The sequence below is a fragment of the Pseudoduganella rivuli genome (assembly GCF_009674485.1).
Lineage (GTDB): Bacteria > Pseudomonadota > Gammaproteobacteria > Burkholderiales > Burkholderiaceae_D > Rugamonas > Rugamonas rivuli_B.
This window is the reverse complement of sequence record NZ_WKJJ01000016.1, coordinates 127064-144964: the sequence shown is the minus strand read 5'-3', so window position 1 is coordinate 144964 and position 17901 is coordinate 127064. Positions and strand designations below refer to the sequence as shown.

At 60.8% G+C, this 17901-nt stretch carries 16 protein-coding genes and 3 tRNA genes; 15 read left to right on the top strand and 4 right to left on the bottom strand.

Annotated elements, in window-relative coordinates:
- Window positions 1-230: 230 nt before the first annotated feature.
- Both GJ700_RS23980 and GJ700_RS23975 read right to left on the bottom strand, forming a co-directional pair.
- Window positions 231-1139, bottom strand: coding sequence for a cation diffusion facilitator family transporter (locus tag GJ700_RS23980; RefSeq protein WP_154378665.1), 909 nt, complete (start codon window positions 1137-1139; stop codon window positions 231-233).
- A gap of 4 nt (window positions 1140-1143) precedes the next feature.
- The gene (locus GJ700_RS23975) at window positions 1144-1590 is read right to left on the bottom strand and encodes a cache domain-containing protein (RefSeq protein WP_154378663.1); all 447 of its coding nucleotides are present in this window, start codon (window positions 1588-1590) and stop codon (window positions 1144-1146) included.
- A gap of 121 nt (window positions 1591-1711) precedes the next feature.
- Here GJ700_RS23975 and GJ700_RS23970 point away from each other — a divergent pair.
- The 13 genes from GJ700_RS23970 (at window position 1712) to GJ700_RS23910 (ending at window position 12672) form a co-directional block, all read left to right on the top strand.
- Window positions 1712-1788, top strand: a tRNA-Val gene (locus GJ700_RS23970).
- Between the two features lie 47 nt (window positions 1789-1835).
- Window positions 1836-1912: transfer RNA gene (locus tag GJ700_RS23965), tRNA-Val, on the top strand.
- 30 nt (window positions 1913-1942) lie between these two features.
- Window positions 1943-2019, top strand: a tRNA-Val gene (locus tag GJ700_RS23960).
- Between the two features lie 212 nt (window positions 2020-2231).
- The gene (thrS, locus tag GJ700_RS23955; RefSeq protein WP_154378662.1) at window positions 2232-4139 is read left to right on the top strand and encodes a threonine--tRNA ligase; all 1908 of its coding nucleotides are present in this window, start codon (window positions 2232-2234) and stop codon (window positions 4137-4139) included.
- A gap of 35 nt (window positions 4140-4174) precedes the next feature.
- Window positions 4175-4711, top strand: a complete 537-nt coding sequence (gene infC / locus GJ700_RS23950; RefSeq protein ID WP_371868101.1) for a translation initiation factor IF-3 — start codon at window positions 4175-4177, stop codon at window positions 4709-4711.
- A 210-nt stretch (window positions 4712-4921) separates the two neighbouring features.
- Window positions 4922-5119: a 50S ribosomal protein L35 gene (rpmI, locus tag GJ700_RS23945; protein WP_056156036.1), complete on the top strand. Its 198-nt coding sequence runs from the start codon at window positions 4922-4924 to the stop codon at window positions 5117-5119.
- Window positions 5120-5144: 25 nt separating this feature from the next.
- Window positions 5145-5504 carry a 50S ribosomal protein L20 gene (gene rplT / locus GJ700_RS23940; RefSeq protein WP_154378658.1) on the top strand — a complete coding sequence of 120 codons (360 nt, stop codon included), beginning with the start codon at window positions 5145-5147 and terminating at the stop codon, window positions 5502-5504.
- 97 nt (window positions 5505-5601) lie between these two features.
- The gene (gene pheS / locus GJ700_RS23935; RefSeq protein WP_154378656.1) at window positions 5602-6618 is read left to right on the top strand and encodes a phenylalanine--tRNA ligase subunit alpha; all 1017 of its coding nucleotides are present in this window, start codon (window positions 5602-5604) and stop codon (window positions 6616-6618) included.
- A gap of 118 nt (window positions 6619-6736) precedes the next feature.
- Entirely contained in the window at window positions 6737-9163 is a 2427-nt protein-coding gene (gene pheT / locus GJ700_RS23930; protein WP_154378654.1) for a phenylalanine--tRNA ligase subunit beta, read from the top strand.
- 163 nt (window positions 9164-9326) lie between these two features.
- Window positions 9327-9674, top strand: coding sequence for an integration host factor subunit alpha (locus tag GJ700_RS23925; protein ID WP_154378652.1), 348 nt, complete (start codon window positions 9327-9329; stop codon window positions 9672-9674).
- Window positions 9675-9687: 13 nt separating this feature from the next.
- On the top strand, window positions 9688-10089 hold the full coding sequence (locus GJ700_RS23920; protein ID WP_154378650.1) for a MerR family transcriptional regulator: 402 nt from the start codon (window positions 9688-9690) through the stop codon (window positions 10087-10089).
- A gap of 204 nt (window positions 10090-10293) precedes the next feature.
- On the top strand, window positions 10294-10926 hold the full coding sequence (locus GJ700_RS23915; protein WP_154378648.1) for a response regulator: 633 nt from the start codon (window positions 10294-10296) through the stop codon (window positions 10924-10926).
- A 225-nt stretch (window positions 10927-11151) separates the two neighbouring features.
- Window positions 11152-12672 carry a CHASE3 domain-containing protein gene (locus GJ700_RS23910; protein WP_154378646.1) on the top strand — a complete coding sequence of 507 codons (1521 nt, stop codon included), beginning with the start codon at window positions 11152-11154 and terminating at the stop codon, window positions 12670-12672.
- Here the strand turns inward: GJ700_RS23910 and GJ700_RS23905 are convergent.
- Window positions 12569-13327 carry a Crp/Fnr family transcriptional regulator gene (locus GJ700_RS23905; protein ID WP_229507219.1) on the bottom strand — a complete coding sequence of 253 codons (759 nt, stop codon included), beginning with the start codon at window positions 13325-13327 and terminating at the stop codon, window positions 12569-12571. The two genes, GJ700_RS23910 and GJ700_RS23905, sit on opposite strands and share 104 nt — an antisense overlap.
- 271 nt (window positions 13328-13598) lie before the next feature.
- Window positions 13599-15668, bottom strand: a complete 2070-nt coding sequence (locus tag GJ700_RS23900; RefSeq protein WP_154378642.1) for a methyl-accepting chemotaxis protein — start codon at window positions 15666-15668, stop codon at window positions 13599-13601.
- Between the two features lie 114 nt (window positions 15669-15782).
- On the opposite strand from GJ700_RS23900, the gene GJ700_RS23895 reads away from it, so the two are divergent.
- Together GJ700_RS23895 and GJ700_RS23890 are read left to right on the top strand one after the other, a co-directional pair.
- Complete coding sequence (locus GJ700_RS23895) at window positions 15783-16463, top strand: response regulator transcription factor (protein ID WP_154378640.1); 681 nt, start codon at window positions 15783-15785, stop codon at window positions 16461-16463.
- Window positions 16456-17859, top strand: coding sequence for a sensor histidine kinase (locus tag GJ700_RS23890; protein WP_229507210.1), 1404 nt, complete (start codon window positions 16456-16458; stop codon window positions 17857-17859). Before GJ700_RS23895 ends, GJ700_RS23890 begins: the two co-directional genes overlap by 8 nt.
- The last annotated feature ends 42 nt before the right edge of the window (window positions 17860-17901 follow it).

Sequence of the window (17901 nt, the reverse complement as noted above, 5' to 3'; positions counted from 1 at the left end):
TGTTGCGCTCCTGCCTGTTTTCGTGCGGTCAGGCTAGCATGCCGTTACTGCACTACATCCAGAATTTACCTAAATTAACAATGCAAAAAGAAGTCCGGAAGCGCCAACAGGCGCACGGGTGAAAACCCGTGCGCCGGAACCGGAATACTCGCGTTGGAAAAGGACTGTAGCGGGACGGCAGCGGAGCGCCTATCGGGCGTTGCTGATTTCGCTATAAGGATTTCCTTCAATCAATTGGCTGGTTCCGGCTGCAGGGTGACATGGTCGATGCCGTGCTTTTCCAGCAGCATGGCGCGGATCTCTTCGAGGATGCGCGGCCACGCCGCCATCTCGCAAATGCTCACGTGGCCGATCAGCGCCGGCTGTCCCGGCGACATGGCCCACACGTGCAAATCATGCACGGACGCGACGCCGTTAATCATTTCCATGTCGGCGCCCACGGCGGCATAGTCGAGCTGGTCCGGCACGCCTTCCATCAGGTGGAGATAGGACTCGCGCAGGATGCTGAACGTGGATTTCAGGATCAGCAGCGCGACCAGCACGGACAGCAGCGGGTCGGCCTGCATCCAGCCCGTGAAATAAATGATGGCGCCGGCCGCCAGCGCGGCCACCGATCCCAGCAAATCGCCCAGCACGTGGACCAGCGCGGCCCGCGCATTCATGCTGTCCTGGTCGCGCGACAGGACCCACGCCACGGCCACGTTGATGAGCAGGCCGATCGCCGCCACCGCCATGACGGCGCCGCCCTGGACGGCGTGCGGTTCCGTCAGGCGATGTATGGCTTCGTACAGGATCCACGCCACCACCACCAGCATGGCCAGGCCATTGACGAAGGCTGCCAGCGCTTCGGCGCGGCCATAGCCAAACGAGTAGCGTTCCGACGGCGGCCGGCGCGTCATGTATTGCGCCAGCAGCGCCAGCGCCAGCGACGCCGCGTCCGTCAGCATGTGGCCGGCGTCCGATACCAGCGCCAGCGAGCCGGACATGAAGCCGGCCACCGCTTCGACGCCGGCGAAACCCAGCGTCAGCGCCAGCGCCCACGACAAGGTCTTCAGGCTGCGCTTGCCGGACTGGTGCTGGTAATGCGCGTCGCCGTCGAGGTGGGCGTGCAGGTGGGTGGAGTCGGGGGCGCCGGACATGGAGTTACTTGTAGATGCCGGCCGTGATCACATACAGGCCGACCTGGCGGAAGTAGGCGGACTTGGCGTGCAAGCGCTGCGTTTGCGGGTGCACCCATTTGAAATCCACGGGGCCATGCTGGCCTTTGCCGGCGCGCTCGATGATGTCGCGCACGAATTGCTTGTCGTCGTCGTCGCGATAGTCCATCGCGTTCAGGCCGACCAGCCGCGGCGTCATGCCGTGCGCCATGATCTTGCCCTGCAGATCGTAGATCACGACATAGATGTCGCGGTAAATGAAGCGGCCCTTGGGGTTGCTGACTTCAAAGAAGGTCTTTTCCGGGCCCTCATCGATCAGATACGCGGCCGTCTTGTTGATCAGCGCGACAGCTTCATCCGGCGTGCCATGCTCGGCAGCTTGAGCCGTCAGCGACAGCAGCAGGGCGGTTAAAAATGGGATCAGGAATTTCATCGCGTTGCTCTATCGGAATAGCTCCTGACTATAACATACGACGTTTGCGCAATGTTTTTACAATCTACATTGCATTCCGCTCTTGCGGGGCAAGGTTTCCGTCACTATAATGCTGGCTCTCGGGCGGTTAGTTCAGCTGGTTAGAATACCTGGTCGACATCCAGGGGGTCGCAGATTCGAATTCTGCACCGCCCACCAGTTTTCAGCAGTAGCGGTAAAAAGCAGTATGAAGTTGTAGCACCTCAGGGCGGTTAGTTCAGCTGGTTAGAATACTTGGTCGACATCCAAGGGGTCGCAGATTCGAATTCTGCACCGCCCACCAGAACATGTAGTAAGATTTGATCAGTACCAAGGGCGGTTAGTTCAGCTGGTTAGAATACCTGGTCGACATCCAGGGGGTCGCAGATTCGAATTCTGCACCGCCCACCACCAACACCACTGTTGTATAAGAGCGAGAAAGGCAATCCGGTTATGACACCGCGAACTACTACCAAGGTTAGTACGTCACGCTAGTCGATCGGCTTTCTTCGTCTTGTCACATCTGAAAGAAAACGCGGCTGGCCCGCGTTTTTTTTCGTCTGTCGTTTCCTTCTTTTCATTGTAATACCCTTAATCCGGCATCACGCCGCTTGGAGAGCATAATGGTTGCAGTCCGACTTCCCGATGGTTCCGTTCGTCAATTTGACGCGCCCGTAACGGTGGCCCAGGTGGCCTCCAACATCAGCACCAGCCTGGGCAAAGCCGCCCTGGCCGGCAAGGTTGACGGCAAGGTCGTCGACACGTCGTTCCTGATCGACAAGGATGTCGACCTGGCCATCGTGACCGACAAGGATCCGGAAGGCCTGGACGTGATCCGCCACTCGACCGCCCACCTGCTGGCGTATGCCGTCAAGGAACTGTTCCCGGACGCGCAGGTGACGATCGGCCCGGTCATTGAAAACGGCTTCTACTACGACTTCTCGTACAAGCGCCCGTTCACCCCGGACGACCTGGTTGCCATTGAAAAGAAAATGACCGAACTGGCGAAAAAGGATGAAAAGGTCGAGCGCAAGGTGTTGCCGCGCGATGAGGCCGTGGCGTACTTCAAGTCCATCAACGAGCACTACAAGGCGGAAATCATCGCATCGATTCCTGCCGACCAGGACGTGTCGCTGTACTCGGAAGGTGGTTTCACCGACCTGTGCCGTGGTCCGCACGTGCCGTCGACCGGCAAGCTGAAAGTGTTCAAGCTGATGAAGCTGGCTGGCGCCTACTGGCGCGGCGATTCGAAAAATGAAATGCTGCAGCGTGTCTACGGCACCGCGTGGGCGAAGAAGGAAGACCAGGAACAATACCTGTTCATGCTGGAAGAGGCGGAAAAGCGCGACCACCGCAAGCTGGGCAAGCAGCTGGATTTCTTCCACTTCCAGGATGAAGCGCCGGGCCTGGTGTTCTGGCATCCGAAAGGCTGGACCATCTGGCAACAGGTCGAGCAATACATGCGCAAGAAGTACCAGGACAATGGCTACCAGGAAGTCAAGGCGCCGCAAATCCTCGACGCTTCGCTGTGGGGCAAGACCGGCCACTGGGAAAACTACCGTGAAAACATGTTCGTGACGGAATCGGAAAACCGTTCGTACGCGCTGAAGCCGATGAATTGCCCGGGGCACGTGCAGATCTTCAATAGCGACCTGCGCTCGTACCGCGACTTGCCACTGCGCTACGGCGAGTTCGGCCAGTGTCACCGCAACGAGCCGTCCGGTGCGCTGCACGGCATCATGCGCGTACGCGGCTTTACCCAGGATGACGGCCACATTTTCTGCACCCACGAGCAGATCGAGCCGGAAGTGGTGGCCTTCCACCAGCAAGCCATGGATGTCTATAAGGACTTCCACTTCGATAACATCGATGTCAAGCTGGCGCTGCGTCCGGACAACCGCATCGGCGACGACGCCGTGTGGGACGAGGCGGAAGAGGCGCTGCGCGCCGGCCTGCGCGCGTGCGGCGTGACCTGGACCGAATTGCCGGGCGAGGGCGCGTTCTATGGTCCGAAGATCGAGTACCACTTGAAGGATTCGCTGGGCCGCCCATGGCAGGTGGGCACCATGCAGGTGGACTTCTTCATGCCGGGGCGCCTGGGCGCCGAATATGTCGCAATGGACAACAGCCGCAAGACCCCGGTCATGCTGCACCGCGCGATCGTCGGCTCGCTGGAGCGCTTCATCGGCATCCTGATCGAGAACTATGCGGGCGCGTTGCCAATGTGGCTGGCCCCGGTGCAAGTGTCGATCCTGAACATCTCCGATGCACAGGCCGACTACGTGCAGGATGTCGCTAGCCAGCTGCGTAAACAGGGCTTCCGCGTCCAGACCGATTTGCGGAACGAAAAAATTACGTATAAAATACGCGAACATTCCGTCCAAAAAATGCCTTACATTTTGGTCGTAGGGGACAAGGAGCGGGATGCTAATACTGTGGCCGTGCGGGCGCGTGGCAATGTCGATCTGGGCGTAATGTCCATCGACGCCCTGGTGGAACGTCTTCAGCAAGACGTCGCAACCAAAGCCTGATCCGAGGAAACTCGCATACCGGCCTTTCATCAATTGTGAAGGAAAAGACAATAGCTACTGACAAGCAGCATCGCATCAATGGCGAAATCACGTACCCGGAAATGCGTTTATCGGGCGTGAACAATGAAGCGCTCGGTATCGTGAGCCTGGCCGAAGCCTTCCGCCTGGCGGAAGAGGCGAACGTCGACCTGGTGGAAATCGCGCCTAACGCGACTCCGCCGGTCTGCCGTCTGATGGACTACGGCAAGTTCAAATATTCGGAGCAAAAGAAAGCTCACGAAGCAAAACTGAAGCAAAAAGTCATTACCGTGAAGGAAGTCAAATTCCGTCCTGGTACCGATGATGGCGATTACAATATCAAGCTGCGCAACCTCGTGAAATTCCTCGAGGATGGCGATAAAACCAAGATCACGCTGCGTTTCCGCGGCCGTGAAATGGCGCACCAGGATATTGGCTTCCGTATGCTGGAACGTCTGAAGGCTGACCTCGAGCCGCATGGCCAGGTCGAGCAATTCCCGAAGATGGAAGGCCGCCAGATGATCATGATTCTGGCCCCGAAGAAGAAAAAATAAGATACAATCGCGGATTCCAGTGACGCTTGCCTTTGAGAAAAGGCAAACGGCCGCTGGAATTTGTATTGAATTTGCGCACTTTACCGTGTGCGAAGTGTAGTGGCTTCCAGGCCGCTGCATCGACAAGTGAAAGCAGGCACCCAAGCGCGACATAGTTGTTGCCACCTGCAATCCTGTTACTTTGGAGCTGTCCGAGAGGACAGATGTGTTATGCCAAAAATGAAGACCAAAAGCTCCGCGAAAAAGCGTTTTCGCGTGCGTCCAGGTGGTACTGTGAAATCGGGTATGGCTTTCAAACGCCACATCCTGACCAAGAAAACCACCAAAAACAAGCGTCAGCTGCGTGGTACCCGTAACATCGATGCGACGGACGTTCAACGCGTCTACGCAATGATGCCATCCGCTTAATCTCACACTCATTTAAGGAGCTACTATGCCTCGAGTAAAACGTGGGGTTACTGCGCGTGCCCGTCATAAAAAAGTACTGAACCTGGCCAAGGGTTACCGCGGCCGTCGCAGCAAGGTATACCGTATTGCCAAGCAAGCAGTGATGCGCGCTGGCCAGTACGCCTACCGCGACCGTCGTAACAAGAAGCGCGTATTCCGCGCCCTGTGGATCACCCGTATCAACGCGGCAACGCGTGAACATGGCGTGACCTACAGCGTGTTCATGAACGGCCTGAAAAAAGCCAACATCGAACTGGACCGTAAAGTCCTGGCCGATATGGCTGTGTTCGACAAGCCAGCTTTCGCTGCGATTGTTAACACCGTTAAAGCCAAGATCGCTGCTTAATACGCATGATCTGACGCGCTGCGCAAGCAGCGCTTGAGAGCGGGGCAAGGTGTGAACCTGTGCCCCGTTTTTGGTTTCTAAGACAGGAATTTTGCTGATGAACACCCTGGAAGAACTCGTCGTCTCGGCCCGTGCTGATTTTATCGCCGCCGCGGACGCAGCCGCGCTGGAAAACGCGAAAGCCAAATACCTGGGCAAGACCGGCCAGATCACGGAAATGATGAAAGGCCTGGGCAAGCTGGACCCCGAGGCGAAAAAAGCGCAGGGCGCCCTGATCAATGCCGCCAAAGTGCAGATCGAAGCCGCGCTGACCGCGCGCCGTGACGCCATGGCCGAAGCCCAGTTGCAGGCACGCCTGAATGCCGAGGAAATCGATGTCACCTTGCCTGGCCGCGGCCGCGCCGGCGGCGGCATCCACCCGGTGATGCGTACCTGGGAACGCGTGGAACAGATCTTCCGCTCGATTGGATTCGACGTGGCCGGCGGCCCGGAAATCGAAACCGACTGGACCAATTTCACCGCATTGAACAGCCCGGAAAACCACCCGGCCCGTTCGATGCAGGACACCTTCTATATCGACGGCAATGACAGCACGGGCAAGCCGCTGCTGCTGCGCACGCACACGTCGCCGATGCAGGTGCGCTATGCCCGCAACAGCAAGCCGCCGATCAAGGTTATCGCGCCGGGCCGCACGTATCGCGTGGATTCCGATGCGACGCACTCGCCGATGTTCCACCAGGTCGAAGGCCTGTGGATCGCCGAAGACATTTCCTTTGCCGACCTGAAGGGCGTGTACCTGAATTTCGTCAAAGCCTTCTTTGAAACGGACGATTTGCAAGTGCGCTTCCGTCCGTCGTATTTCCCGTTTACGGAACCGTCGGCCGAGATCGACATTGCATTCGGCTCCGGTCCGCTGAAGGGCCGCTGGCTGGAAGTGTCGGGCTCGGGCCAGGTGCACCCGACCGTGGTGCGCAACTTTGGCCTGGATCCGGAAAAGTACATCGGCTTCGCGTTCGGCTCCGGCCTCGAGCGCCTGACGATGCTGCGCTACGGCATCAACGACCTGCGCCTGTTCTACGAAGGCGATTTGCGCTTCCTGAAGCAATTCAATTAACCGGATCGCGGCGGCAACGTAGGGCGGGTTTTACAAACCCGCCATGGCGGCGCCGTCGAAATGCATGCAAATGGCGGCTTCCGTTGCACGGAAACCGCCCTACGTGAGACTAATAATTATGCAATTCTCTGAAAATTGGCTGCGGACTTTAGTTGATCCGAAAATGACGTCGGATGAACTGGCGCACTTGCTGACCATGTCCGGCCTGGAAGTGGAAGAAGTGGAACCGGTCGCGCCGCCGTTCAACAATGTCGTGGTGGGCCACGTGCGTGAAATGGCCAAGCACCCGAACGCGGACCGCCTGAATGTGTGCCAGGTCGACGTCGGCACCGGCACCTTGCTCAACATCGTGTGCGGCGCGCCGAACGTGCGCCCGGGCTTGAAAGTCGTGTGCGCGATGGCGGGCGCCGTGCTGCCGCCGGGCGCCGACGGCAAGCCGTTTGAAATCAAGGTGGGCCAGCTGCGCGGCGTCGAGTCGCAAGGCATGCTGTGCTCGGCCAAGGAACTGAAACTGTCGGAAGAGGGCTCCGGCCTGCTGGAACTGCCGGACGATGCGCCGACGGGCCAGAACTTCCGCGATTACTTCGCACTGAACGACCTGAAATTCACGATCAAGCTGACGCCGAACAAGGCGGACTGCCTGTCGGTGCTGGGCGTGGCGCGCGAAGTGGCGGCCCTGACGGGGGCGCCATTGACGGTGCCGGCGTTCCGCACCGTGCCGGTCACCCTGGATGAAACGCTGCCCGTCAAGGTGTCGGCGCCGGACCTGTGCGGCCGCTTTGCCGGGCGCGTGATCCGTGGCCTGAATGCGAAAGCGGCGACGCCGGAATGGATGAAGCAGCGCATCGAGCGCAGCGGCATGCGTTCCGTGTCCGCGCTGGTCGACATTTCCAACTATGTGATGCTGGAACTGGGCCGTCCGTCGCACGTGTTCGACATGGACAAGATCCACGGCAGCCTGGACGTGCGCTGGGGTAAAGCCGGTGAAACCCTGAAACTGTTGAACGGTAATACCATCACGGTCGATGACTGGGTGGGTGTGATCGCCGACGACAAGGAGCTGGAATCGCTGGCCGGCATCATGGGCGGCGACGCCACGGCCGTGTCGCTGGACACCACGGCGATTTACCTGGAAGCGGCGTTCTGGTGGCCGCAAGCGATCCAGGGCCGCGCCCGCAAGTACAATTTCTCGACCGATGCGGCGCACCGCTTCGAACGCGGTGTGGATTATGCGACGATTCCCGAGCACCTCGAGCGCCTGACGTCGCTGATCGTGGAAATCTGCGGCACGCCGAACACGAAAGTGGGCGCCATCGACGACCAGGTCGTCAACCTGCCACAGCCGAAAGCCGTGACGATGCGCACCGCGCGCGCGCAAAAAGTCATCGGTGTGCCGCTGACCGACGCGGTGATCGCCGACATCTTTACGCGCCTGGCGCTGCCATTCACGTTGGAAGACGGTGTGTTCTCCGTGACGGCGCCGTCGTACCGCTTCGACATCGAGATCGAAGAAGACTTGATCGAAGAAGTGGCCCGCGTCTACGGCTTTGAAAACATCCCGGCCGTCGCGCCGGTCGCGCCCAACACGATGAAGCTGGAACCGGAAAACACCCGCTCCATCTTCGCCGTGCGCCACCAGCTGGCCGACCTGGGTTACCAGGAAGTGGTCAACATGAGCTTCGTGGAAGCCCAGTGGGAACTGGACTTCGCCGGCAACGACAACCCGATCAAGCTGCAAAACCCGATCGCCAGCCAGATGAGCGTGATGCGCTCGACCCTGATCGGCGGCCTGGTGGCGAACGTGCGTTACAACCTGAACCGCAAAGCCAGCCGCGTGCGCGTGTTCGAAGTGGGCGCGCTGTTCAAGCGCGACGCATCCGTTGTTGATGGTCCGCTGACGGTGGCCGGCTACGACCAGCCGCAACGCGTGGCGGCGCTGGCCTATGGCCCGGTGGCGGACGAACAGTGGGCGATGGATACCCGCAACGTCGATTTCTTCGACGTGAAAGCGGACCTGGAGCACTTGTTCGCACCGAAAACCCTGCGTTTCACCAAGGCGACGCACCCGGCGCTGCATCCGGGCCGTTCCGCCAACGTGGAACTCGACGGCAAGGTGATCGGCTTTATCGGCGAGTTGCATCCGCGCTGGCTGCAAAAGTATGACTTGCCGAATGCGCCGGTATTGTTCGAAGTGGATGCTATTGCTTTGCAGCAACGCGATGTGCCAAAATACAGCGAGATTTCCAAGTTCCCGGGCGCCACGCGCGACCTGGCGCTGGTGGTCAGGCATGATGTGGCGGCCCAGTCGCTGCTGGATGCATTCCATTCCGCAGTGCAAGTAAGTCCGCACGGCAAGCTTGTGCAAGCCATTGTTTTGTTTGATGAATATCGCGGCAAAGGACTGGAAGCGGATGAAAAATCTCTTGCTTTCCGCTTTAGCTTGCAAGATACTCAAAACACCCTGCAAGACGATGTGGTAGATGCTGTGATGGCTGCTGTAACGGCGGCCGCGGTTGAAAAACACAACGCCAAACCGCGGGCTTAAATTGCGTAGGGCGGCTTTTACAAAGCCGCCGTTGCGCCGCCGGACATGCAGATAGCGTGTCCGTCGTAAATTTTACGCAACAATTAGAGGCAGCAAAATTAACAACAACGACGTCGACAACAACGTACTCCAGTCCGCCCTGGATGCGGAGCTGCACAGCGCCATGCTGGTCGCTAAAGTGCGCAAAGAGGCGGAAAAGGACATGCCGACCTTGACCAAGGCCGAGCTGGCGGAACTGCTGTTCGAGCAGGTCGGCCTGAACAAGCGCGAAGCCAAGGACATGGTGGAGACCTTTTTTGACGAAATCCGTAACGCGCTGGAGCGCGGCGAAGCCGTCAAATTGTCCGGGTTCGGCAATTTCCAGCTGCGCGACAAGCCGCAGCGGCCGGGCCGCAATCCGAAAACCGGAGAAGAAATTCCCATCACGGCACGCCGTGTCGTGACCTTCCATGCCAGCCAAAAGCTCAAAGGCATGGTGGAAGAAAGCAACTCGCTGGCGCGTGCCGCTTAACTGAGTGCCATCCATGAACGATCGTCTCGGCAAGTCTGATCCGGCGGCATTGCCGCCCATCCCGGCCAAGCGGTATTTCACGATCGGCGAGGTGAGCGAGCTGTGCGGCGTTAAACCGCATGTGCTCCGTTATTGGGAGCAGGAATTCACGCAGCTGAAACCCGTCAAGCGGCGTGGCAACCGCCGGTATTACCAGCATCATGAAGTGCTGCTGATACGGCGTATACGGGAACTGTTATACGAACAGGGGTTCACCATCAGTGGCGCCCGTAATAAACTCGATAGCCGTGGCGTGGCCGTCCATGCGGAGTATGATGAAGAGATGGGCGCTGAACCGCAGCCTGTGCTGCCGCCGCCAATCGACCGGGCCCTGGTACGCAAGGAATTGCTGGCCATCCTGGAATTGCTGAAGTAGCAGCAGGCCGGGAAGGCTTCGTTGCGTCTGTCGCGCATTGCCGCGTTTTTCCGCGTATTTTACGTCTAGTCCGTCAAGTGAAAATCCACGGCACGGCACAGAAGTGTAAAATAGCAGTGCTACAATATTAATGTTACTATTTTGATAGTAAATGAGTCGTCGGCGGTGTGGGTTTTCTCCCACGAGGAAGACACGAGGGAATCAATGATACGCGTTGCCATATGTGACGATCATCAGATAGTTAGGGCCGGCTTCAAACAGATTTTTTCATCTTCGGATGAATTTTCCGTCGTTGCCGAGGGCAGCACCGGCCGCGAAGCTCTGGACATTGCACGGCGCGAAATTTGCGACGTGCTGCTGCTCGATATCGCCATGCCGGACCAGTCCGGCGTTGATACGCTGCGCACCATCCGTCAGGGGCAGCCGGACTTGCCGGTGCTGATCCTGTCCGGTTACCCGGCGCAGCAATATGCGCTGAATCTGTTCAAAATGGGCGCCAATGGCTACCTGAACAAGGAGTGTGAGGCGGAAGAGCTCATGACGGCGGTGCGCACCGTACACCAGGGACGCCGTTACGTCAGTTCGCAAGTGGGCGAATTGCTGGCGCAAAGTTTTGACCGCGATCCGAACACGGCGCCGCATACGGAATTGTCGGACCGCGAATTCCAGGTGTTCTTGCGGCTGGCGCGTGGCGCCACGGTGTCCGATATCGGTGTGGCGCTGTCGCTCAGCATTAAAACCGTCAGCACTTACCGCACCCGCATCATGGAAAAAATGGGTCTGCAATCGAACAGCGACCTGACGTATTACGCAATGAAGAATAATTTGCTGGAATAAGGCGCGGGGCGTGCAGGGCGGCGCCACGCCGCTCACGCCAACTCCCATTCCCATGCAATTTTAGTTACGCTTCCAAACTTTCTTCAATTTTCCTGCCTGCAAATCCAGCGCACCGTAGAAACTTGTGCGCTGCGGCAAATTTCCGCACGGTCTATAATTCCCTCAGCTATGCTGGGTCCAGCATCGTGTATTGCGATAGATCGCCAGCGAAGGAAATTAACCAGGATGTATTTCACAGTCGACAGAGCGCCGCAACACAAGCTGCCCATCTATAAGACGATTCTGTGCATCACGTGCGCACTGATTCTGATAGCCAATGGGTTCAGCCTGTACCTGAATTTGCAATCGCTGCGGGGCGCCAATGCCCAGCTGGCGCAAACGTCGCGTGTGGCCGAACGGCTGCAATACCTGAATGTGCTGGTGCTGGATGCGGAAAGCAGCATGCGCGGCTATTTCACATCCGCCAAGGAATCGTACCTGGGGCCGACCCGCACGGTGACGGCTGAGACGGAAGCGGAATTCGCGGAACTGGAAAAACTGTTGGCGGAAAACCCGGCCCAGCTGAAAAACCTGGCGCAATTGCGTACGCTGGTGCGGCGTAAACTGGCGCTGATGACGCAAGCCATCGATGTGTACCGCCACGGCGGCCTCGATGAAATCGTCAATATCGCCAAGGTCAGCGATGAACGCTCCGCCATGGATGAAATCCGCCTGCAAGTGGTCATCATGGTGCAGGAGCAAAATGAAACGCTGAAAAAGCGCAGCGAGCGCTTTTATGACGAATACCACAAGGCCATCGTGCTGGGCACCGGCATCAATGCCGTGGCCATCGTGGTGCTGATCGCATTTTACCGGCAAGTGCGGCGCAGCTTCATGAACCGGGCGGCCGCCGAGCAGGCGCTGCAATCGGCCAATGAAAACCTGGAATCCACGGTCGAACAACGTACCGAGCAATTGTCTGTCTTGTCGCGCCACCTGATTTCCATCAGCGAAGAGGAAAAGGTGCGGCTGTCACGGGAATTGCACGATGAAATGGGGGCGAACCTGACATCGATCTCCATGGATATCGCGGCCGTCATGCAGCAACTGCAAAAGACCCATCCTGAACTGGCGCAGCAATTGAAGCGGGCCCGCGCCACCCTGGTCGATACGGTGGAAATGAAGCGCCGCATCATTGAGAACCTGCGTCCGAGCCTGCTCGATAACCTGGGCCTGTGCGCCGCCATCGAAAGCTATTGCGAAGAGTTTTCGCGCATGGCGAAGGTGCCGTGCGAAACCGATATCGCCAGCCATATCGACGGTGTGGCAAAGTCGCGCGACAGCAGCCTGGCCATCGCGCTGTTCCGCATCGTGCAGGAATCGCTGACCAATATCAGGAAGTATGCGAAAGCCAGTCACGTCACGGTGACTTTGCAATGCGCGGAAGAAGTGTTGACGTTGCGCGTGATCGACGATGGCGTCGGGATTGCGTCGAACACCATCGTCAAGCCCATGTCGCACGGTTTGCTGGGCATGCGCGAACGGGCCTTGCTGCTGGGCGGGACACTGACGATCCGCCGGGGGCGCAACGACCAGGGCACGTGTATCGAAGTCCATATCCCGCTGCGCCATACGCCCCCGAAAGTGCCGGGCCGGCCCGACTTCAGCAGCCTGCCACGTCCACCAGCAGACGGTCATATTCCGTCTTTGCCACCTTATAGCACTCCCCAGCGTAGCGCTCCAAGCCTTCACGATCAAGCACAGTGATATTGCCGCGGCGGTAGGTGATCATGCCGTCGTCCTGCAGCTTGCCGGCGGCCGCCGTGATGCTTTCGCGACGTACGCCCAGCATGATGGAAATCATTTCCTGCGTGACTTTCAACTCGTTGGAAGCGGAGCGGTCCAGGCGGTCCAGCAGCCAGCGGCACAGTTTTTGTTCGATCGAACTGTGGCGACCACCCACCGCGTTTTGCGCCATTTGCGCGAACAGTGCGTGGTTGTAGCGCATCAGCAGCTGGGGCAGGGCGCCGCCCTGGTTGAAGCAATCGCGCAGCGCCTGCGCCTTCAGGCGGTAGCCATAGCCGGCGCTTTGCACGACGGCGCTGCACATGGCCCGCTCGCCGGGGAACATCGATACGCCCACCACACCCTCATGGCCGACCACGGCGATTTCCGTGGTGGCGCCGTCTTCCATCACGTACAGCAGCGACACGATTGACGTGGTCGGAAAATACACGTTTTCCAGTTTGCTGCCATACTCAAACAACTCTTTGCCAAATGGCAGTGCGACCAGTTCCAGGTGCTCAAACAGGGATTCCAGGACTTCGCGAGGCAGGGCGGCCAGCAGTTCGTTTTGCTGGGCGCCGCTGTAGCTGACAACGGGCCGGGACGCAACTTTGAATTCCGGCGAATCCACGTCCATCCGTGCCACCGATGGATGGCCAGCGTGACCGAAGTCGCTGTCAAGTTGACTGTTGTTCATTTTTTCCTCACAAGCTTAAGTACATGATTGCAATGCGATGCCAATGAAAACATCGGGTGGGACTTCTGTTCTCGTCCCACTTTATCGATCGCGTTGTGAGTACTTTAAGTTCTTGTGTAGGTTACGAACATAAGACGGTTCTCCGCCCCCGTGTAGGCTGGGAGCATGGCGCTTTGTAAGCTTATTCCTACGGAAACTTTGTAAACCGGAATTACCCCAGCAAGCGCTTGCGCGAAACGATGCTGGGCTTGTTGGCGCTCCATTCATGGGGCTGCGCCACGGTCGGCAGAGGGCCGTCCACCGACCATCCGGCCGATAACGCCGCCGCTTCGTCCTGTTCGTGCGCCTGGTCCAGCCGGAAACGGCTGACCGCCTCGCCCAGTTGCACGGCTTCCTCGTGCAGGCTGTCCGCGCCGGCCGACGCCTGCAATACCAGCGCGCCGTTCTGGCGCGTCATGTCGTCGATGCGGGCCAGCGCGCGGTCGACCTGTTCGATCTGTTCCCGCTGCGCCGCTTCGGCCTCGCTGATCTGCGCAATGATCGATGCCGTTTGCCGCACCGAATGCACCACCTGCTCCATGGTGACGCCCGCGGCGTCGGCCTGCGCATGGCCTGCTTCCACGCGCGACACCGAGTCTTCGATCAGCGCCTTGATTTCCTTCGCGGCGGAGGCCGAGCGCTGCGCCAGCGAACGCACTTCGCTGGCCACCACGGCAAAGCCGCGGCCCGCTTCGCCGGCCCGCGCCGCTTCGACGGCCGCATTCAACGCAAGGATATTGGTCTGGAACGCGATGCCGTCAATCACGCCCGTGATGTCGCGGATCTTGTCGGAACTGGCGCGGATGGCGGCCATCGTGTCGACCACGGCCGCGACCTTGCTGCCGCCCTGCTGGGCGATATCGGTGGCCGACTGCACCAGCTTGCGGCCGCTTTCCGCGTGCGCCGCGTTGCGCTGCACGGTGGCCGTCAGCGAGCGCATCGAGGCCGCGGTTTCCGACAAGTCTTCCGCCTGCGACGCCGTGTGGCCGGACAATTCCGTATTGCCGCCCGCCAGTTCATCGGCGCCGCTGGCAATCCGTCCCGCGCCGCTGCGGATGTCGCCCACCAAGGTGGCCAGCGAATCCGTCATGGCGCCGAAGGCGTTGACCAGCGCGCCGATCTCGTCGCGCGCCGGGGACGCGATCGCCTGCGTCAGGTCGCCTGCGGCAGCCGCGCGCACGGCGCGGTTCAGCGTGCCGACGTCGCGCGAAAACGACAGGTAAAAGCCCGCGAACAGGAAGGCGGCCGCGCCGATGGCGGCCAGCACGCCGGCCAGCATCAGGTTGCGGCGCCACCGGTCCGCCGCCATGCGCCGGGCCAGCAACTGGTCCAGCGCCGTGGCGCAGGCGCCGCCAAACGCGTACAAGCCATCGATGGCGGCGTTGCCGGCGCCGGAAAATTCCTTGCCCGAGGTCTGGTTGTACGAATTGGCGACTTCGTTTTTCGTGCGTTCAAGGAACGCCAGCGCATTGCCGGTGGCCGCCTGGTGCGATTGCAGTGCGCCTTTCAATTCCGGATTGTGCTGCAGCATGGCCGCCACCTGGCCCGGCACGCGGTCCAGGTTGTGGCGGGCGATCATGGCCGTGGCGTTGACCATCTGGTCTTCATTGGCTTCGAACAGGCCGCTGTCGATGTAAGCGCCGCCACGCGCGGCAATCACGGATAAATCTTCGGCGATGTCCGGCAGCGAACGGGTGAAGGCGGCAATCAGGTAATAGGTTTGCACTTGCGGGTCCAGGCTCAGGCTGGAGCGGTCCGCCACCGCCGTGGCCAGCTTGCCCAGTTGCCCGATCAGCGCACCGTGCAGCTGCACGCTGCCCTTCGCGTCGGACGCGCCCTTGGCCTGGCGCTGCGCCAGCGCGGTCCATGCGTCGCGGGCGGCTTGCCACTCCGGCAGCGCGGACAGTCCGGCGCTGCCCGCTTGCCACGCATCGAGGCGCTTGATGCGCTGTTCCACCTCATTGCGCAACGGCGCCCCGTCGGCCGGCTGGTGCGCCGCCAGGCGCAGGCGTTCGACGGCGCGGTGCTGCTGCACCAGGCGCGTGATGTCCTGGACCTGCAACAGGTACGCCACGCCACGCTGTTCGCGGCCCGTGACATCGATGGATTTGTTCAGCTCCACCATCAGCAGGGCGGTCACCAGCAGCAGGGGCAGCAGGAAGACCAGCGTCACCAGCATGAATTTGGGGAACAGGCGCAGGCGCTGCATCAGGGCGATGGCGGGGCGAAGAAGGGTTTGCATGGGGATCTCGATTCATTAAAATTGCCGCGACGCAATAATGCCCGTGGATTGTGACGGCTTGATGAATCGCAAAGCCCCCTCTATAGTAGGCCTGGAACCCTTGAAAGGCAGCCGATGCACGTATTGGTAGTAGAAGACGACGCCGTCCTGGCCGATGGCTTGCACCGTATCCTGACGGGCCACGGCATGGCGGTCGACGTCCTGAAAAACGGTTCGGAAGCGGACGCCATGCTGGCCACCGCCGAAGGGGAGGGCATTGCCGTGGTGGTGCTGGACATCGGCTTGCCCGGCATCGACGGCTTTGAAGTGGTGCGCCGCCTGCGCGCGCGGGGCGCCGCCACGCCGGTGTTGCTGCTGACGGCGCGCGACGCGGTGGAAGACCGCGTGCGGGGACTGGAACTGGGCGCCGACGATTACCTCGTCAAACCGTTTGCCATGCCGGAACTGGTGGCGCGCGTGCGGGCGCTGGCGCGCCGCCATGCGCCCAAGCCGCAAGTGCTGGCGATGGGGGCGCTGGCGCTGGACGCCGTGGCGCGCCGCGCCCGCATCGGCGAACGCGCCATCGATTTATCCGCCCGCGAATGGGCGGTGCTGGAATACCTGCTGCAGCACGGTTCGCGCGTGGTGTCGAAACAGCAGATCATCGACGCCATCCTGCCGTTCGGCGACGACATGACGTTGAACGCGGTGGAAGTGTATATCTCGCGCCTGCGCCTGAAAATCGCCGACGCCGGCATCACGATCCGCACCATCCGCGGCTTCGGCTACATGCTGGAACCCGCCGCGCATGCGTGACATGGCGCGTGCGCCCGACAGCATCCGCCTGCGCCTGCTGAAATGGCTGATCGGCCCGTTCGTGGTGGTCAGCCTGGCCGGCGGCGCGCTGACCTATGCGCTGGCGTGGCTGCCCGCGCAGATGGCGTACGACCAGAGCCTGTTCGATGCGGCCGGCGCGCTGGGCGCGCGGCTCGACGTGAAAGGCGGCGTGTGGCGCATCGACTTGCCGCCGCAGGCGGAACAGGTGCTGCGCAGCGGCGATATCGACCACGTGTCGTTTGTCGTGCGCGATGCCGATGAAGGGACCGCCGGAGGCGGTGCCCTGGTGGCGGGCGACGGCGATTTTCCGCCGCTGCGCATGCCGCCGAAAGCCGGCGCGCGGTTTGCCTACGACGGCGTGGTCAACGGCGAACCGGTGCGCATCGCCACCTTGCGCATCACGCGGGGGCAGCGCAGCGCCACCATCGGCGTGGCGAAAACCCTGCGCATGCGCGCGCAAATCCGCCAGGCGGCGTTCCGGGCGCTGCTGGTCCTGGGCGCGCTGGCTACCTTGGGTTGCGTGGGCCTTGCGTGGTTTTCCGTCACCAATGGCTTGCGGCCGCTGGAGCGCATGCGCAGCCATTTGAATGCGCGCAGCCGCGACGACCTGGAACCGATCCCGTCCGCCGGGGTGCCGTATGAACTGGAACCGGTGGTGCTGGCGCTCAATGGCTTGCTGGCGCGGGTGCAGGGCGCGGCGCAGGCGCAGCAGGATTTCCTGGCCGACGCGGCGCACCAGTTGCGCACCCCGCTGGCGGGGTTGCAGGCGCAACTGGAATGGCTGGCGCAGCGCCACACGGATGCGGAAACCGCGCAGGCGGTGGCGCTGATGCTGTCGGCCACGGCGCGCATGGCGCGGCAAAGCCAGCAATTGCTGGCGCTGGCCCGCGCGGAACCCGGCCATTTCGATCCCGCCACGCTGGAGCCGGTGCGGCTCGATGCGCTGGTGGGCGAATGCGTGCAGCCATTCGTCGAACAGGCCGCCCGCAAGGGGATCGACCTGGGATTCGAACTGGACCCCGTCACCGTGCGGGGTGAACGCTTCCTGCTGCGCGACCTGATCGACAACCTGGTCGACAACGCGCTGCGCTACACGCCGGAGCACGGCGTGGTGACGGTGCGCTGCAGCCAGGGCCAGGGACCTGGCGCGGGGCAGGGCGGCGTGCTGGAAGTGGAGGATTCCGGGCCGGGCATCGCGCCGCACTTGCGCACGGCCGTGTTCGACCGCCACGTGCGGCTGGACAGCAAAGTGACGGGCAGCGGGCTGGGGCTGGCGATCGTGCGCGATATCGCCACCGTGCACGGCGCCACGGTCGCTGTTGCCAGCGGAGCAAAGGGTGTTGGCGCCTTGTTCACGGTACGGTTCCCCGAGTGAAATAAATCTGCGGGAATTTGTCAGGAAACTGTCAGCATTTCC

Excerpts from the sequence above, each read along its gene's own strand:
- GJ700_RS23980 (WP_154378665.1), bottom strand. The coding sequence starts at position 1,139 with ATGTCCGGCGCCCCCGACTCCACCCACCTGCACGCCCACCTCGACGGC.
- GJ700_RS23975 (WP_154378663.1), bottom strand. The coding sequence starts at position 1,590 with ATGAAATTCCTGATCCCATTTTTAACCGCCCTGCTGCTGTCGCTGACG.
- thrS (WP_154378662.1), top strand. The coding sequence starts at position 2,232 with ATGGTTGCAGTCCGACTTCCCGATGGTTCCGTTCGTCAATTTGACGCG.
- rpmI (WP_056156036.1), top strand. The coding sequence starts at position 4,922 with ATGCCAAAAATGAAGACCAAAAGCTCCGCGAAAAAGCGTTTTCGCGTG.
- rplT (WP_154378658.1), top strand. The coding sequence starts at position 5,145 with ATGCCTCGAGTAAAACGTGGGGTTACTGCGCGTGCCCGTCATAAAAAA.
- pheS (WP_154378656.1), top strand. The coding sequence starts at position 5,602 with ATGAACACCCTGGAAGAACTCGTCGTCTCGGCCCGTGCTGATTTTATC.
- pheT (WP_154378654.1), top strand. The coding sequence starts at position 6,737 with ATGCAATTCTCTGAAAATTGGCTGCGGACTTTAGTTGATCCGAAAATG.
- GJ700_RS23925 (WP_154378652.1), top strand. The coding sequence starts at position 9,327 with ATGCTGGTCGCTAAAGTGCGCAAAGAGGCGGAAAAGGACATGCCGACC.
- GJ700_RS23920 (WP_154378650.1), top strand. The coding sequence starts at position 9,688 with ATGAACGATCGTCTCGGCAAGTCTGATCCGGCGGCATTGCCGCCCATC.
- GJ700_RS23915 (WP_154378648.1), top strand. The coding sequence starts at position 10,294 with ATGATACGCGTTGCCATATGTGACGATCATCAGATAGTTAGGGCCGGC.
- GJ700_RS23910 (WP_154378646.1), top strand. The coding sequence starts at position 11,152 with ATGTATTTCACAGTCGACAGAGCGCCGCAACACAAGCTGCCCATCTAT.
- GJ700_RS23905 (WP_229507219.1), bottom strand. The coding sequence starts at position 13,327 with ATGGACGTGGATTCGCCGGAATTCAAAGTTGCGTCCCGGCCCGTTGTC.
- GJ700_RS23900 (WP_154378642.1), bottom strand. The coding sequence starts at position 15,668 with ATGCAAACCCTTCTTCGCCCCGCCATCGCCCTGATGCAGCGCCTGCGC.
- GJ700_RS23895 (WP_154378640.1), top strand. The coding sequence starts at position 15,783 with ATGCACGTATTGGTAGTAGAAGACGACGCCGTCCTGGCCGATGGCTTG.
- GJ700_RS23890 (WP_229507210.1), top strand. The coding sequence starts at position 16,456 with ATGCGTGACATGGCGCGTGCGCCCGACAGCATCCGCCTGCGCCTGCTG.